This is a genomic window from Pseudomonas sp. SZ40 (assembly GCF_052958135.1).
Genome location: NZ_JBQWIF010000006.1, coordinates 177,981 through 191,748 on the forward strand (window position 1 = coordinate 177,981; position 13,768 = coordinate 191,748).

A 13,768-nucleotide genomic window follows, 5' to 3' on the forward strand; every position below is an offset into this window, starting at 1 on the left:
AGGGAAGCCGTTGCGCAGTATGGATACGCGTCGTCGTGACTGGGTCATTCGCGTTGCAATCGCCCTGTGCCTGCCCGTGTCCGTGCAGGCCATGCCACTGGACCAGGCGGTACGCAACGGCCTGGCGATTCATCCACAGGTGCGTGCGGCGCTCTCCGAGGCCGCACGGGCGGAAACCGAGGTGAAGATCGCCAAGGGTGGCTACTACCCGTCGCTGTCGCTGTCCGGCGGCCCGCAGGAGTTCGATATCGGCGAGGCCGTCTACGACGTCACCGTCTCGCAGATGCTTTACGACTGGGGCCGCGTGGACAGCCAGGTGGATACCGCCAAGGCGACCCAGCGCCAGCTTTCGGCCAGCGCAGAAGTCACCCGCGAAGATGCTGCCCTGGATATCGTCGAGACGTACCTGGACGTGCTGGTCGCGCAGCGCCGCATCGATGCCGTACGCCGCCATATTCGTCTGCTCGACGACATCCGGGCAATGACCGAGGCGCGCGGTGCGGATGGTTATTCGGACCGTAGCGAGCAGGATCGCGCCGGCCTGGAAATCTCCCGCGCCCAGGAGCAGCTGGCGCTGGAAAAAGGCGCCCTGCTCGATGCCGGCAACCAGCTCGCGCTGCTCACCGGAGCGCCCCCCGAGGGCCTGGCCGAACCACGGCCGCCCTCCATGCAGCGCTACCTGGCGACTCGCGACCTGCCGCGCATCATCAGCAGCTCGCCGCTGTACCTGCGTGCCATGGAAGACACCAGCCTGGCCGAGGCGGAGCTCAGAGGCACCAAGGCAGCGTTGCTGCCACAGCTGAATCTGGAGGCTTCGGCGACACGCCGGGAAATCGGCGGGCGCCTGCAGAACGATTCGATGGTCAACCTGCGCCTGCGCATGGACACCCTCCAGGGGCTTTCCAACTTCCAGCGCCCCACTGCCGCCGCGCAACGCCTGGAGTCGGCCAGCTGGGGCCAGGACGCCATCCTGCGCGACATCCGCCGCCAGTTGCAGAGCCTGTTCGATATCGGCGATTCCCTGCTCTGGCGCGAACATGCCCTCGCCGTGCAGGTGAGGGATTCGGAACAGGTCGGCGGTCTTTACCGTGAACAGTTCGAGGTCGGTCGCCGCGATGTGATCGACCTGCTTACCGTACAACGTGAACGTTTCGAGGCCGAGCGCCAGTTGATCGTGCTGCAGGTCGAACGCTTGCGCCTCGAGTACCGTGCCGCCGCGCAGATCGGTCTGCTCGGCCCCCTGTTGGAGAACAGCCTGAATGGATCCTGACAACCTGGCAGCAGCCGGCAAGGGAGGCGATCAGGACCCACTGCGTCAGGGCCTGGTGCTGCTCTGCCGCCAGCTCGGCAGACCGCTGACGGGGGCCGAACTGGCCGATGGCATCGCCCTGGAGCAGGGCCGCCTGCCCCTGCGCATGGTCGCCCGGGCCCTGCGCCGTGCGGATATCGTCGCACGGGTCGCCGAGGAGCCGCTCAGGCGGATCGACGATTACCTGCTGCCCGCCTTGCTGCTGCTCGAAGACGGACGCTGTGTGGTGCTGGTCAGCCAGCACGACGAACAGGCCGATATTCTCGTGCCCCACAGCGATGGCGGCGTACAGCGTCTGGCCATCGCCGACCTGCAAAGCCTCTACAGCGGCATGGCGGTGTTCGCCAAATGCCGCTACCGCCCCGATGGGCGTGCCGAAGAGTTCGCCAGCCCAACTCGCGAGCACTGGTTCTACGGGGCCCTCAAGCGCCTGCGCCGCTCCTATGTCGAGGTCGCCGTGGCGGCCTTCATCGCCAACCTGCTGGCCATTGCCGCTGCGCTGTTCGCCATGCAGGTCTATGACCGCGTGGTGCCCAACGCCGCCTTCGACACCCTGTGGGTACTGGCCAGTGGCGTGGCCCTGGCCATCGTCCTGGAAAGCCTGTTGCGCGGGCTGCGCGCGCACCTGCTGACGACCCTGGGCAAACGCCTGGACCTGCAGCTGTCGTCGTTGCTGTTCGAGCGGGTGCTCAATACCCGGCTGGGCGCCAAGCCCGCCTCGGTCGGCGCCTTCAGCACGCAGATCCGCGAGTTCGAGTCGGTGCGCGAGTTCTTCACCTCGTCGAGCGCGGCGGTGATCAGCGACCTGCCCTTCGTGCTCATCTTCCTGCTGATCATCGCCCTGATCGGTGGCCATGTGGTCTGGGTGCCTGCGGTCGCGGCGGTGCTGATGGTGTTGCCCGGGCTGCTCGCCCAGGGGCGCCTGGCGCGGCTGTCACGGCAGAATCTGCGCGAGGGGGCGGTGAAGAACGGCATCCTGCTCGAATCCATCGAGCACCTGGAAACGGTCAAGGCCAGCCGTGCCGAGGGCCGCTGCATGCACCTGTGGGAAACCCTCACGGCGCAGCTCGCCGGCAGCGCGATGAAGACCCAGAGCCTGACCTCGGCACTCAGCTACGGGGTGAGCACGGTGCAGCAGCTCTGCTACGTCGGCGTGGTGGTGTTCGGCGTGTACCGCATCAGCGATGGCTACCTGAGCATGGGGGCGCTGGTGGCCTGCTCGATTCTTTCCGCGCGGACCATCGCGCCGCTGTCGCAGATAGCCGGCATTCTCGGCCGCTGGCAGCACACCAAGGTCGCCCTCGAAGGCCTCGACCAACTGATGACCGGCCCGGTGGAGCGCCCCGCCGGCCAGCGCTTCGTACGCAAGGAAAACCTGGCAGGTGATTATCGACTCGAGCAGCTGCGCCTCAGCCACGATGATGCGCCGCCCATTGTCGACGTCAACGCCTTGAGCATTCGTGCCGGTGAGCGAATCGCCCTGCTGGGTGGCAATGGCGCCGGCAAATCCACCCTGTTGCGCCTGCTCGCCGGGCTTCTCGACCCGAGCGCCGGGCGGGTGATGGTCGACGACATCAGCCTGACCCAGATCGATCCAGCGGATCGCCGCCGGCATATCGGTTACCTGCCTCAGGACATCGCCCTGTTCTACGGCACGCTGCGCGACAACCTCAATCTGGAGGGTGCCGCGGTCAGCGACGAGGAACTGTTCGAGGCACTCGACGGCGTCGGTCTGGGCGCCTGGGTGCGCAGCCATCCGCTGGGTCTGGACATGCCCATTCAGGGCAATGCCAGCCTGTCCGGCGGCCAGCGCCAGGCGGTCGGGCTGGTGCGCGTGCTGGTGCAGGATCCGCCCATCGTACTGCTCGACGAACCGACGTCCTCGTTCGACCAGACCAGCGAAAGGCAGGTGGTCGAGTACCTGCAGCAGTGGATCAGCGGGCGCACCCTGATTCTGGTTACCCACAAGAAGGTCATGCTCTCGCTGGTGGAGCGCGCCGTGGTGATGCGCCAGGGCCGGGTGATCATGGATGGTGCCCTGGATCAGGTGGTGCAGGACAACGTGGTGAACGCGCCAGCGGAAAGCCGAGGAGGCAATCATGCCGTCCAATGACCGGCTGCGCCGACAGCTCGAAGACCCCTTGCTCAGCGCCACCCACCCGCTGTTCCGACCCCTGCTGTGGACGATTCTGGCTACCGTACTGCTGGCCATCGCGTGGGCTGCCTGGGCCGAGCTCGATGAAGTGACGCGCGGTGATGGCCGGGTGGTGCCGTTCACCCGTATTCAGAAGATCCAGAGCCTGGAGGGTGGCATTCTCGATCGTCTGCTGGTCGGCGAAGGCGATCTGGTGGAGGTCGGGCAACCCCTGGTGCGGTTGGACGAAACGCGCTTTCGTACCTCGTTTCAGGAATCGGCCAACCAGTCGGCGGCCATGCGCGCCACCATCGCCCGCCTGGATGCCGAAGTGCTCGGCAAGGACCGCATCGCATTTCCCGAGGACATCGACCCCGCCAGCCCCCTGGCCCGCTCCGAGCAGGAGCTGTTCAAGTCGCGGCGCGACAAACTGCAGGATGGTGTCAGTGCCATCAACCGGCAGATCCGCCTCTCGCAACAGCAACTCGACCTGGTCGAGCCGTTGGTGGCCAAACGTGCCGTGAGCCAGATGGAAGCACTCAAGCTGAGCCAGGAGATCGCGACGCTCAACGGCAAACTCACCGAACTGCGCAGCAGCTACTTCCAGGATGCCTACACCGAGCGGCAAAGCAAGAAGGCCGAACTCAGCGCCCTGGAGCCCATCGTCCAGCAGCGCGAGGATCAGTTGCGCCGCACCGAAATCCTTTCACCCGTACGCGGCCGGGTGAACACCGTGCTGATCAATACCCGCGGCGGGGTGATCCAGCCTGGCGAGCCGATCATGGAGGTGATCCCGGTGGAGGATCGGCTGCTGATCGAAGCGAGGATCAAACCCCGCGACGTGGCCTTCCTGGTGCCCGGCATGCCCACCAAGGTGAAGATCACCGCCTATGACTACAGCATCTACGGTTACCTGACCGGCACCCTGGAACAGATCAGCGCCGACACCATCGAGGAGGAGACGGCACAGGGCAAGGAGTTCTACTACGAGGTGCTGATCAAGACCGACGGCAGCCAGCTCAAGCGGCGCGACGAAATCCTGCCGATCATTCCGGGCATGGTGGCCGAGGTGGATATCCTCAGCGGCAAGCGCACGGTGCTCAACTACCTGCTCAGGCCGCTGCTGAAGGCGCAGTTGTACTGAAACCCGACAGGGCGCAGCAGGCCTCTTCGCTGTTCGAGACGCCCAGTCGTCGACTGCCGCGGGCGACACGCCGACAGGCCGGTGTTCCCGCCTGGTGTTAGTCACAAAGTGCTATGGCGTGGCGCATGGCCGCTTGCTATTAAGTATCTACTGGCAAGACCTCTGTGCGTCATCGGCATCATCCCTGCCGACGCCATGTACAGGTGGCCGTGCCCTGCGCAACCAGCCGCTCGACGAAGGCTGCTGCGCGTTCGCCGCATCGAGCGACTGCAACGGCATGGGGATCAGGGAAGTGCCTCACTCTTCAGAAATGCCTTCGGCTCACAAGCAGCGCGGTGCCGTCGCCGTCGAATTTTCCATCGCCTTCATCATTTTCTTCCTGATCTTCTACGGCCTGGTGGGTTACAGCATTCCCTTCCTGCTCAGCGCCACCTATCAGGAGCTGGCCACCGAAGCCCTGCGCGATGCCATTCGCTCGCCCGATACCCGCGCGCCCACGCCGGAACAGCAAGCGCTCTATCAGCAGCGCGTGTTGCAGACGATGCGTAATTCCTGGTTGCCGGAAGCCTGGATGCAACCCTGCGCGGGCTACGACGGCTTCCTGAAAACCGGTGCGCAGTGGAGCGTCTGCGTACGCCACGACAACCCCGAAAGCATCATGCCGCCATTCTCCATCTTCGGTTGGAAGGTGCCACAGTTGCCCAGCGAGATACGCGGTGAGGCGACCATTCGCTTGTACAACGCCGGGTCGGGGAGCTGAGCATGGAGCGCATTCGATCCGACCTGCAGCGCCAGCGCGGTGCGTTCAGCATTCTCAGCGCCGCGACCCTGGTCATGGCCATCCTGTTTCTCTCTCTGGTGGTGGACACCGGGCGCCTGTATCTGGAACAGCGCAAGCTGCAGAAACTCGCCGACACCGCAGCCCTGGAATCGATCTCCCGACTCGCGGCCGGAAACTGCGCGCTGGACACCGTCAACGCACAGCTCTACGCCCTGGAAAACGCTACCTCTTACGGTTTCCCCGGCAGCGACCTGCAGTCGCTGGCCTCCTCCTGCGCAAGCATCACGATCGTCGATGGCCTCCGGGTACCGACCATCGATGCCGCTGGCAGGGCCGTCAGGGTGGTCACCAGCAGCCGGGTGCCCGCCAGCATCATCGTGCGTACCGGCGGCCTGTTCGGCCTTCCCGGCAATGCCACCGTGAGCCTGCAAGCCGTTGCGGTGGCCGAGAAAGACAGCGACCCGCTGACGGTATTCAGCGTCGGCTCGCAACTGCTCGACCTCAACGGCAACGGCGTGGTGCCGAGGCTGCTCAAGGCCGCCGGAGTGAACCTCAGCGGCCTGACCCTGCTCGACGCCGACGGGCTGGCGAATGCTCAGGTGACTCCAGCCAGCTTGCTGCAGGCACTTGGCGTGAACCTGGGGATAAACCAACTGAGGGCGCTGACCTCCGAGGGGCTGGTAGACCTGGTGGATACCCAGATCGGGGTGATCGGTATTCAGAAACTGGTCGATGTATCGGCGAAGCTGGTCGACCACAACCAGGCGCTGGCCGCCGATATCAAAGCCCTGGGCAGCACCCTGGCGAACTCGCAGTTGCAGAACGCCACGGTAAACCTGCTGGCGACCGACGAACGCCCCGGCCTGTTGAAGCTCGTCAGCGGCCCGGGCCAGGCCGTCGGCTCGGCACTGGATGCCAAACTGGCGCTTGGCGACGTGTTATCCACAGGCCTGATGACTGCCGTTCAGGGACGCGGCCTGCTGGTGGATCAACTGAACCTTCTCGGCCTGGTGAAGGTGCAGCTTGGCGTCGTGGAGCCGCCAGCCATCGGTATCGGCCCCGTTGGAACGACAGCGTTCAACGCCCAGACTCGCATGCACATCGATATCGACAGCTCCGGTGTACCTCTGGCCAACTCGTTGCTCAATATATTGGGCACCTCGATCAAGCTGCCCATCATCATCGATCTGGTGAGTGCCAAAGGCGAAGTGACGGATATCGACTGTTCTCGGGCAGAGCCGGAGGCGACCATCGACGTCGAGTCCACGGTCGGCAATATCTGTATTGGCGATATGCCCAACGGCACGCTGTGGTCGACCCGTGCCAGCTGCACCGAATCCAACCTGCAGGACGCCCGCATTCTCCGGCTGCTGAACGTCGACCTGATCAAGGGCAAGGCTGCAGTGCCGCTGATTGGCACCGGTACCAATCCAGTTCGCGATGAGGTGACGCTCGCCGAGGACGAATCGGAGATCACCCAGGTCAATCAGTTGAAGATTGGCGACTCGATCGCCAACCTGCTCTCGCAGGTCACCAGAATGCTAGGGCTCGGGGTGCCGAAGGGAGCGGACGGTTCTCCGGGCTTCACCCCCGCCCAGGCTGCGCAGATCGCCGATAAATACCTCGCGGCTCACAGCAGCAAGGATGCCATTCGAGACGCCATGAAAAAGGATGGCCTCACCTGGCCCAGACCCGTGCTGTTGTTGCTGGATACGACCATGCCCGATGAATGGCACAGCAAGCTGAGTCTGGTGAATTGCTCCACCAACAAGGCGCGCTGCCGCGATGAGCTGATCACTTCATTGCAGACAAAACCCCAGGGCGGGCTGCTGAACAGCGTGCTGACCGGCCTGGCCAGCTCGCTTGGCCTGGGTAGCAACGCCCAGCCCTTGCTGCTCACCATCCTCAATCCGGTAATCGATCTGATCAAACCGCTGCTCAACTCCGTGGGCACGGCCGTGAGTAGCCTGCTCACCAGCCTCGGTCTGGAACTGGGCAAAAGCGAAATCAAGGTCCACAGCATCAGCTGCGGCATCCCCCAGCTGATTCGATGAGGTGTGATGTGAAGCGCGCGGCGAAAGATTCACAGCGAGGTGCGGTGGCCATCGAATTCGCCGTGCTGTTCGGCGTGTTCTTCGTGGTGGTGTACGCAATCATCGCCTACAGCATTCCCATGCTGCTGATGCTGACCTTCAAGCAGGTCAGCGCCGACGCGGCCCGCGCCACCCTGCAGGTCGACCCCGGCAACGCCGCCTACACCCAGTTGCTCAGCCGGGAAATCACCCGCGTGGTGGAGCGCAGTTGGCTGCCGGACAGCTGGCTGGGCGGCAACTGCCCACCACCGGAGCAGGATGCCGCCGGCTTCAGCTGGACCAGCCTGCCCGGCCAGAATGGCCACCCCTCCTACGGCAACATCGCCCTTGATGCCCGTGACCCCGATGCCCCGCGCTACGTGCTGCACGTGTGCCTGCAACGCCTCTACAACCGCGAGGGCGCCAGCGACCAGAGGGCCATCGTGCCGACCCTGAGGCTGCTCGGCATCAGCATTCCGAGCCTTCCGGAGGAAGGCGGCAATGTGGTCATACGGGGGGCAACCACGGTGACCCTCTAACAAAACCTCCCGTTTTTAGAGGCGCCCTCAGGCGCCGATCACACCGCCATCGTCACGGCTGATGACCATCACCGAAGAGCGTGGATGGACACCGGGGCGGTGATCCGGGAAGGTCGAGCCACCCTCCTCACCGGGATGCTGAATGCCCACGAACAGGGTTTTGTAGTCCGGTGAAAAGGCCAGCCCGGTCACTTCGCAGCCCACCGGGCCAACCATAAAACGGCGAATCTCGCCGGTTTTCGGGTCGGCGCAGAGCATCTGGTTGTTGCCCATGCCGGCGTAGTCGCCCTTGTTGTTGTACTTGCCGTCTGTCTGGATCCACAGGCGGCCGCCACCGTCGAAGCCGACACCATCCGGGCTGTTGAACATGTTGTGGGCATTGATCGCGTGGCTGCCGGCCTGAGGCGTACCGGCATGCACAACGGGGTTGCCGGCGACCACGAACAGATCCCATTCGAAATCCTCCGCAGCCGCGTCATCGCCGCCTTCGCGCCAGCGCAGGATCTGCCCGTACAGGTTGTTGGCACGTGGGTTCGGCCCGCCCACCGGCTGACCTTCCTCACCCCGCTTGCTGTTGTTGGTGAGGGTGCAGTAGACCTGACCGTCCAGCGGGCTGACGGTGATCCACTCGGGGCGATCCATCCGCGTGGCGCCGACCTGAGTGCCCGCCTGACGCGCCCGAATCACCACGTCGCCCTGGCTGGCGAAACCCTTCTCGGCATCGAGGCCGTTCTTGCCTGCGGTCAGCTCGATCCAGCGGCCACGCCCCTTGGGATGATCGGCATTGCCGTCACCCTCGTCGAAACGCGCCACATACAGGGTGCCATGGTCGAGCAGATGACGATTGGCCTTGGCATCACCGCGATCGAGGCGGTCACGGGTGATGAACTTGTAGATGAACTCGCCGCGTTCGTCATCGCCCATGTAGACCACCACGCGGCCATCGCGGGTCGTGGTCAGGGCGGCGTTCTCGTGCTTGAACCGCCCGAGGGCGGTGCGCTTGATTGGCTTGGCCTGAGGATCGAACGGATCGATTTCGACGATCCAGCCGTGACGATTCAGTTCGTTGGGTGTTTTCGCCAGATCGAAACGCGGATCGAAGTGGTGCCACTCGTTTTCCGCGCTGGCGTGCAACACGCTGAAGCGCTTCTGATCGGCGCTGAACGGCAGGCTGGCATCGCTGCTGCCGAAGCAGTCGCTGAAGTTCTCTTCACAGGTCAGGTAGGTGCCCCAGGGCGTCTGGCCGCTGGAACAGTTCTGGAAGGTACCGAGCACCTCGATGCCAGCCGGGTCGGCGGCAGTCTTGAGCAACTCGTGGCCACGTGCCGGGCCACTGACGTCCATCGGCAGGTTGCCATGTACACGGCGGTTGTAGGGCGAGCCCTGCACGAACGCCCAGCCACTGGCGCCACGACGCACTTCGATCACCGTCACACCCTCGGCATTCTGCGCTTTGCGCACGTCCTCGGCGGATTTCGGCAAACCACCGTGAGCCAACAGATAGCGGTAATTGACGTATTCATTGTTGATGGCCATCAGCGCACGATCCGCGTCACCCGGCCAGGGGAAGAAACTCATGCCATCGGTATTGTCACCGAACTGCTGCAGCTGTTCGGCGGCCGTGTTGCTGCCATCGCCCTTGAACGCCGGGCCACCAGCGTGCAGCGGCTGACCCCAACTGATCAAGGTACTGAACGAATAGCCGGGCGGCAGGGTGATGGTGTCGGCCGTTGCAGCAGCGATGTTGGCGAAGCCAAGCAGAGAGCTGCCGGCAGCGGCACTGATCGAATCGGCCAATACGCTGCGCCCCAGCAGGCCACCGCCGAGAAACAGTGCCGCACCGGTCAGCGCACCTGCGCCGATGAAGCGACGGCGGGAAAGGGTCAGGCGTTCGAGGTCAGTCAATTGATCGTCATGCATCACGGCGCTCCTGCTTTGTTCTGATTGGCAGGGACGCTATGTCAATGACATGACGGTTGGATGACAGTTGTTTGCAGCGCGTGTCAGGCCGTAGCGACGTTATCGACAGGCTGTGTACTGTTCACAAATACGGTGGCCCACTCTGTGGATAACCTGGTAGCTCTCTGCTACAGGCCATACGCCACGGGCGCTACAGGAGAGTGTACAGAATCTGATCAGCAAGCATGATTTACTCACAGGGACTCTGGATAAAATCCATGAGTACCTGTGGATAAAGCTTCAGGTGCCACGTATTTCGGGGCCTTCAGCACTCTGGATATTTTTTGAACACTGCACAGACAGCGCGAACCGGCATGTTTCGGGTCAAAAACGCCGCGTACTCGTCAGCTCTTCCAGTACCCGGGAAGCCACTCTGAACACCACCGACGTGTGGTCTTCGCCTGTTTCTATCTGGAAATCACTGCGCAGCCCGTACTGCGACAGATCCTCCAGGCGCAGTTGCAGAGCGCGGGCGTCCTGAATTCCCTGCGGGGCCTCACGGTCACCTATCAACAGCGTGAGGCTGCTGTGGATAAGATCCAGCTGACCGGCGTGGGCACGCTCGAAGAAAGCCCGTTCATGCTCCAGCAGGTAGCGATCACGCCACCACAGGCTCGGGCTGATCGCCACCACATGCTGGAACAGCGCAGGGCGAGTGAACAGCGTGTAGATGCCGAACATCCCACCAAAGGAATGGCCGACCAGGCTGCGCTGATCCTGATCGACCTGGAAGCGTTCGGCGACCCTCGGCATCAGGCGTTTCTCGACTTCATCGAGAAACAGATCCTGCCCACCCTGGGGTGGTGTATTGCGCTCGGCGGGTTGCGGCGGCGAGAGATCGAACGCACGGCGCTCGAAGTCCAGGGGCGTGTCGCTCGGGTAACCGATGGCCACCAGAATCGCCCCGCGCAGCCGCTCCTGAGCACGCTTGGCAGCGTGGAAGGCCGGGAAGTAGGCATTGCCGTCGAGCAGGTAGATCACCGGGTAGCCGCCGGTGTAGGGCACGTCGCCCTCCGGCAGGCTGATCATGATGCGGTACTCGCGCCCTTCGGCGCTCTTCATCATCCATTGCTCGGTACCGTCCAGCACCACCGGCTCGGCCTGGGCAACCGCCAGGCTGCCCAGCAGCAGCGCGCTCAGCAACCCACGCCACCAGCCAATCGCGATCACCAGTTATAACTCAGGCTGGTGACCATGCTGCGCGCTTCGCCGCGGTAACAGAAGCCGTCCTGGCAATTGACGTACTGCTTGTCGGTCAGGTTGCGGGCATTGAGGGCCAGGCGTACGCCATCCAGGCCACCGCCGAAGTCGTAGTGCACACCGGCATCGATCAGGGTGTAGTCGTCATTCTTGACCGTGTTCAGGTTGTCGCCGTAGACGCTACCGGTGTAGCGGGCGCCAGCCCCGAAGCCCAGGCCGAACGGCAGTTTGTAGTCCAGCCACAGGGAAGCCAGGTGGCGCGGTACGTCTTTGGGATCCTTGCCTTCGTTACCGTCGTTGCTCTTGGTCACCTCGGGGTCGTTGTAGCTGTAGCTGGCGGTCAGGTGCAGGCGATCGCTGAGATCGGTGACGGCCTCCAGTTCCAGGCCGCGAGAAACCTGTTCGCCGGTCTGTACGCTATTGAGTGGATCGAGCAGATCGCGGGTCACGACATTTTCTTGCGTAAGGTGGTAGAGCGAGGCAGTCAGCAAGGTATTGGTGCCTGGCGGCTGGTACTTGAGGCCCACCTCATACTGCCTGCCCTCGGTCGGCTTCAGTGGCCCATTGGCGTTGCTTCCGCTTTGCGGCTGGAACGACTCGGCATAGCTGGCATACGGCGCCACGCCATTGTCGAACAGGTACAGAGCGCCGAGCTGAAAGGTCGTGGCCGCATCGGTACGCGTGCTGTTGCCACCCGTGAGGTTGTCGCTGACGCGCATGCGCGCGCGGTCACGGCGCAAGCCAGCCGACAGGCGCCAGCGGTCGATCTCCAACTGGTCCTGAAGGTACAGGCCGGTGCGCTGGCTCATGTTGTCCTGATCGGTGAGCACATTGCCTGGCTTGCTGACGGGCTGATGGTAGTCAGGGGCATTCATGTCGATGGACGGCCCGGGGCCACTGGCATACAACACCGAGCCGTCGAACCAGGCGTAATCCACCCCGCTGAGCAGGGTGTGTTGCACGGGCCCAGTGGCGAAACGGCTGACCAGACGGGTATCGGTGGTCACCGACTGCATATCTTCGTACACCCCGACAGCGCCGCGTTCCATCACACCGTTGGTAATGGTGCCGGTGGGCTGCAGGTACTGGTTGGTGGTATCCAGTTCGCCGTAACGCAGGTTCTGCTGCAGGCTGAAGGTGTCGTTGAAGGCGTGTTCGAACTCATACCCTAGCGTCCACTGGCGCTGCTGGAGCTTGTCGAAGTACTCGTCGCCCTGCCAGAAGTCGCTCAGGCGACCTCCGTCCTGATAGAGCATCGGCGACGCCGCGGTTTCGCGTTCCTGATACTGGGCCAGGACGGTCAGGCTGGTGTCGGGGTCGATCTGCCAACTCAGCGAAGGTGCAATCATGCGTACATCGTTGTTCAGCTGTTCGATGTAGTTTTCCGCATCCCGGTAGAGGCCGACGGTGCGAAACAGCACGTCGCCCTCTTCGTCCAGCTGACCACCCACGTCGAATTGCGCCTGTTGGTGATTGTGGTTGCCGGCCTGTATTTCCACCTGGTTCCTGGCCAGCAGGCTCGGACGCTTGCTCACCCGGTTGACCATACCGCCCGGGCTGATCTGCCCGTAGAGCACCGAAGCCGGCCCCTTGAGCACCTCGATGCGTTCCAGGGCGTAAGCCTCGGTGCCATAGATGGAGAGCCAGCTGTTGTAGGGCTGACGCAGGCCGTCGAGAAAGTCTGCGGTCATGGTGGTATCGAAGCCGCGCACGCTGATGGTGTCGAAGCGCGGATCCAGCCCCGAACCGCCGGTGCGCACACCAGCGGTGTAAGCGACCGCATCCTCGACCGCGTTGACCTTGCGATCGGCGATCTGCTCGGCCGTTACCACGCTGATGCTCTGGGCAGTTTCCAGGATCGGCCGGTCGCTCTTGGTCGCACTGCTGGCATTGCTGGCGAAGTAACCGCCCGCCGGTGCGAAGGCACTCTGCGTCGCCGTGGCCTCGATGCTGGTGGCGTCGAGCTGCACACTGGCCTCGGCCTTGCCCGGCAGCACCACGTAACCCGATGTGGTCTTGCGGGCGACCAGCCCACTGCCGCGGAGCAGCGTCGCCAACCCTTCCTCCAGCGAGCCGCCACCGGCCAGGCCCGGGCTACTCAGGCCGCGGACCACATCGGGGGAATACGACAGGGTAATGCCCGCACGTTCGGCGAAGGCGCTCAGCGCCTGCTCCAGCGACCCGGCGGCGATGCGCGGGGCAGCGGCATCGGCCGGGGCCGCCTGCACCGTCAGGCCCGCCGTGCCACCGAGCAAGGCCAGCGCCAGACAGATGGCACCTGACAACGTACGAGGCTGAAGCTGAAACGGCAGGGGGCTGGCAGAACGCATGAGGGTATCCATTGAGAGAGTGATCCCCTCTAACCGGATGAATCGAAAAAGTCCGACAGACGATTGGAAAGACGGGCCTGCATCGAATGCTCGAGGCGCAAGCGGCTGTTGCTTTGGGGAAAACCCTATTGGTGGGCTGAAGCCCACCCTACAGCCGAGGGCCCGCGAGATACCGTCCGATTACTTCAGGGCACTGGGCGTAGGGTGGGCTTCAGCCCACCATATCGAACGCCCGCCTCAGGCCAACGGCATCACCCGTACCCACCAGCGCGTACGCTCGACGATCCTCACCGGCAGCAG

Annotated in this window: 9 protein-coding genes; 6 read left to right on the top strand and 3 right to left on the bottom strand. The window is 63.8% G+C overall.

Features of this window, described 5'->3' with window-relative positions; genetic code table 11:
* Positions 1 to 19: 19 nt before the first annotated feature.
* The 6 genes from ACT9T4_RS07810 (at position 20) to ACT9T4_RS07835 (ending at position 7,979) form a co-directional block, all read left to right on the top strand.
* Positions 20 to 1,270, top strand: a complete 1,251-nt coding sequence (locus tag ACT9T4_RS07810) for a TolC family protein (protein WP_257026960.1) — start codon at positions 20 to 22, stop codon at positions 1,268 to 1,270.
* The gene (locus ACT9T4_RS07815) at positions 1,260 to 3,422 is read left to right on the top strand and encodes a type I secretion system permease/ATPase (protein WP_499116342.1); all 2,163 of its coding nucleotides are present in this window, start codon (positions 1,260 to 1,262) and stop codon (positions 3,420 to 3,422) included. Before ACT9T4_RS07810 ends, ACT9T4_RS07815 begins: the two co-directional genes overlap by 11 nt.
* Positions 3,409 to 4,587: a beta-barrel domain-containing protein gene (locus tag ACT9T4_RS07820; protein WP_042554487.1), complete on the top strand. Its 1,179-nt coding sequence runs from the start codon at positions 3,409 to 3,411 to the stop codon at positions 4,585 to 4,587. Before ACT9T4_RS07815 ends, ACT9T4_RS07820 begins: the two co-directional genes overlap by 14 nt.
* Before the next feature lie 292 nt (positions 4,588 to 4,879).
* Positions 4,880 to 5,347 carry a TadE/TadG family type IV pilus assembly protein gene (locus ACT9T4_RS07825; protein ID WP_042554493.1) on the top strand — a complete coding sequence of 156 codons (468 nt, stop codon included), beginning with the start codon at positions 4,880 to 4,882 and terminating at the stop codon, positions 5,345 to 5,347.
* Positions 5,348 to 5,349: 2 nt separating this feature from the next.
* A complete protein-coding gene (locus tag ACT9T4_RS07830; protein ID WP_499116345.1) occupies positions 5,350 to 7,422 on the top strand; it encodes a pilus assembly protein TadG-related protein in 2,073 nt (690 codons plus the stop codon).
* A gap of 44 nt (positions 7,423 to 7,466) precedes the next feature.
* Positions 7,467 to 7,979, top strand: a complete 513-nt coding sequence (locus tag ACT9T4_RS07835; RefSeq protein WP_231570180.1) for a TadE/TadG family type IV pilus assembly protein — start codon at positions 7,467 to 7,469, stop codon at positions 7,977 to 7,979.
* Between the two features lie 27 nt (positions 7,980 to 8,006).
* On the opposite strand, the gene ACT9T4_RS07840 is transcribed toward ACT9T4_RS07835, so the two are convergent.
* The 3 genes from ACT9T4_RS07840 to ACT9T4_RS07850 form a co-directional block, all read right to left on the bottom strand.
* Positions 8,007 to 9,899 (bottom strand): PhoX family protein, encoded by a 1,893-nt coding sequence (locus tag ACT9T4_RS07840; RefSeq protein ID WP_179539425.1) that lies wholly within the window; start codon positions 9,897 to 9,899, stop codon positions 8,007 to 8,009.
* 363 nt (positions 9,900 to 10,262) lie between these two features.
* Positions 10,263 to 11,108 carry an alpha/beta hydrolase gene (locus ACT9T4_RS07845; RefSeq protein WP_499116348.1) on the bottom strand — a complete coding sequence of 282 codons (846 nt, stop codon included), beginning with the start codon at positions 11,106 to 11,108 and terminating at the stop codon, positions 10,263 to 10,265.
* Positions 11,105 to 13,468, bottom strand: a complete 2,364-nt coding sequence (locus ACT9T4_RS07850; RefSeq protein WP_499116349.1) for a TonB-dependent siderophore receptor — start codon at positions 13,466 to 13,468, stop codon at positions 11,105 to 11,107. Before ACT9T4_RS07850 ends, ACT9T4_RS07845 begins: the two co-directional genes overlap by 4 nt.
* Positions 13,469 to 13,768 lie beyond the last annotated feature (300 nt).